The sequence below is a fragment of the Pseudomonas sp. P5_A2_2 genome (assembly GCF_054177685.1).
Genome location: NZ_JBGCUL010000750.1, coordinates 1 through 2226, shown reverse-complemented (window position 1 = coordinate 2226; position 2226 = coordinate 1). Strand labels below are relative to the sequence as shown.

3 protein-coding genes and 1 pseudogene are annotated in these 2226 nt (G+C 62.2%); all 4 read right to left on the bottom strand.

Annotated features, from left to right (window positions below; translation table 11 throughout):
• The coding region (locus tag ACXRVY_RS25160) for a hypothetical protein (protein WP_458238537.1) at nt 1–135 on the bottom strand (135 nt) is incomplete at its 3' end.
• 124 nt (nt 136–259) lie between these two features.
• Nucleotides 260–1018, bottom strand: a complete 759-nt coding sequence (gene dnaQ, locus ACXRVY_RS25155; protein ID WP_457266172.1) for a DNA polymerase III subunit epsilon — start codon at nt 1016–1018, stop codon at nt 260–262.
• 242 nt (nt 1019–1260) lie between these two features.
• Nucleotides 1261–1713: a ribonuclease HI gene (gene rnhA / locus ACXRVY_RS25150; RefSeq protein WP_053158774.1), complete on the bottom strand. Its 453-nt coding sequence runs from the start codon at nt 1711–1713 to the stop codon at nt 1261–1263.
• 92 nt (nt 1714–1805) lie between these two features.
• A pseudogene (locus ACXRVY_RS25145) lies at nt 1806–2226 on the bottom strand (SAM-dependent methyltransferase); the annotation flags it as partial.

Sequence of the window (2226 nt, the reverse complement as noted above, 5' to 3'; positions counted from 1 at the left end):
GTCCACCGCTGAAACGACGCTGAACCCTTCCTGCTCCAGCTCCCGGGCAATTCCCCGCACACGGTCGCCGGCAACGCTGTCGGACTTGATGTCGCGATGGACAATCAGGACCGGGAATTTCAAATCTTTATACATGAGGCTCAGTGTCCTGAGGCGGCAGACCAGAGCCTGCCAATTACCTCAGGGTAGAGTGTTGCAGAAGATGTGGCGAGCAGGATGCCCTGAAATGGGTCACAAGGTGTCCCTTTTTTTGAAAGGGCTAAACCTGAGCTTCAGCCTCGGCCAACTGCACCCACAACGCAGGGGCTCCAGCGGATTTGCCGATGATTTCCAGGCGCGCCGCGTGGCGGGCCAGGTCGTCCTCGCTGGCGCGGATGATGCGCGTCGGCTGGCGATCTGCTGGCAAACGGCGAATCTCGGTGGCCGAATTGTCCGCCCCTTCACCGGAGCCATTGCCATCGGAGGCGTTACCGGCCAGGGACAGGCTGGTCTGCCCCCCGGTCATGGTCAGGTAGACGTCGGCGAGAATCTCGGAGTCGAGCAAGGCGCCGTGCAGTTCACGGCCGGAGTTGTCGACGCCATAGCGCTTGCACAAGGCGTCGAGGCTGTTGCGCTGCCCCGGGTGACGTTCCCGGGCCATCATCAGGGTGTCGAGGATCGTGCAGTGCTGCGTGATGTCCGCGCGGTCCTGCTGCCCCATCAGGGCGAATTCGTTGTTGATGAAGCCAACGTCGAACGCCGCGTTATGGATGATCAGCTGCGCGCCCTTGATGAACTCGAAGAACTCTTCGGCCACTTCGGCAAAACGCGGCTTGCCCACGAGGAATTCGTTGGTGATGCCGTGGACGCCGATGGCGCCCTCGTCACTTTCGCGATCGGGTTGCAGGTACACGTGAAAGTGCCGGCCCGTCAGGCGTCGGCCGATCAACTCGACACAACCGATTTCGATAATCCGGTGGCCGTCGGTCACCGGCATGCCGGTGGTTTCGGTGTCGAGTACTACGGATCTGGTGGCCATCAGCGCTCAGCTCTCAATCGGTCAATCGTGCAAAAGCGGCGATGTTAACACGCTTGCCGGGGTCTTTCAGATACACCGTGTTGCCCCCATCGTCGGAGCGCCGCCCGGAGCAAGCTCGCTCCCACAGTGGATCGCCAGTGCACACAAAGTTTGTGCTCGACGCAGATCAAAATGTGGGAGCGAGCTTGGTCCGGGCGGCGTTCCGACGATGGCCGCAACTCGGTGTATCGGTTGAACTCAATTCAGCTTTGCTTGTACCCGCGCACTTCATCCACGCCACGGTTGGCCAACTGGTCGGCCCGTTCGTTGCCGTGATGGCCAATGTGTCCGCGCACCCATTTCCAGGTGACCTTGTGGCGATTGACCTGCTCGTCGAGCAACTTCCACAGGTCAGCATTCTTCACCGGCTCCTTCGCCGCGGTTTTCCAGCCGCGCTTCTTCCAGTTGTCCATCCACTCGTTGATGCCTTTCATCACGTACTGGGAGTCGGTCACCAGCAGCACCTCGCAGGGACGCTTGAGCTCTTCCAGGCCGCGGATCGCGCCCATCAGCTCCATGCGGTTGTTGGTGGTATTGGCTTCGCCGCCCCAGAGTTCCTTTTCGACGCCCTTGCACACCAGCAGCGCGCCCCAGCCGCCAGGGCCAGGGTTGCCCTTGCAGGCGCCGTCGGTGAACAGTTCTACGCTATCGCTCATGCCAATCTATCCAGAAAATGCGCTGGCCCGCCGATCGCTGATCGACAACGGCCGAAGCCGGGACAGGCCCGGCCGCAAATGAAAAGTGTGTATTACGGTTCGATGTTGCGCCGGTTGACCTTGGCCATCGGCAAAGGAATCAGCTTGCCCATCGGCTCGCGCCGCTCCTGACGGACCGGTCGCAGGCCCACCACGATCTTGCGCGCCACCAACAGATAGAAGCCGCCGCCCGACAGTTGCCAGTCACCGGCCCTGCGCTCCCAACCGGCCAGGCGAGTCTGCCATGCCGGTGACGCAAGCGGCGGACGATAGCACCCGAAGCGGCGTTTCTCCAGCGCGAAGCCCAGCAGGTTCAGCCAGTCCGCGACCCGCGACGGCGAAATGCAGCGCGCCTTGCGCAGCGCATCCTGGGCAAACACATGCCGCAGCCCCCAAGTGCTCCAGGGATTGATGCCGATGATCAGCAAATGCCCCCCGGGCCGCACGCTGCTTGCCGCCTCGCGAAGCAAACCG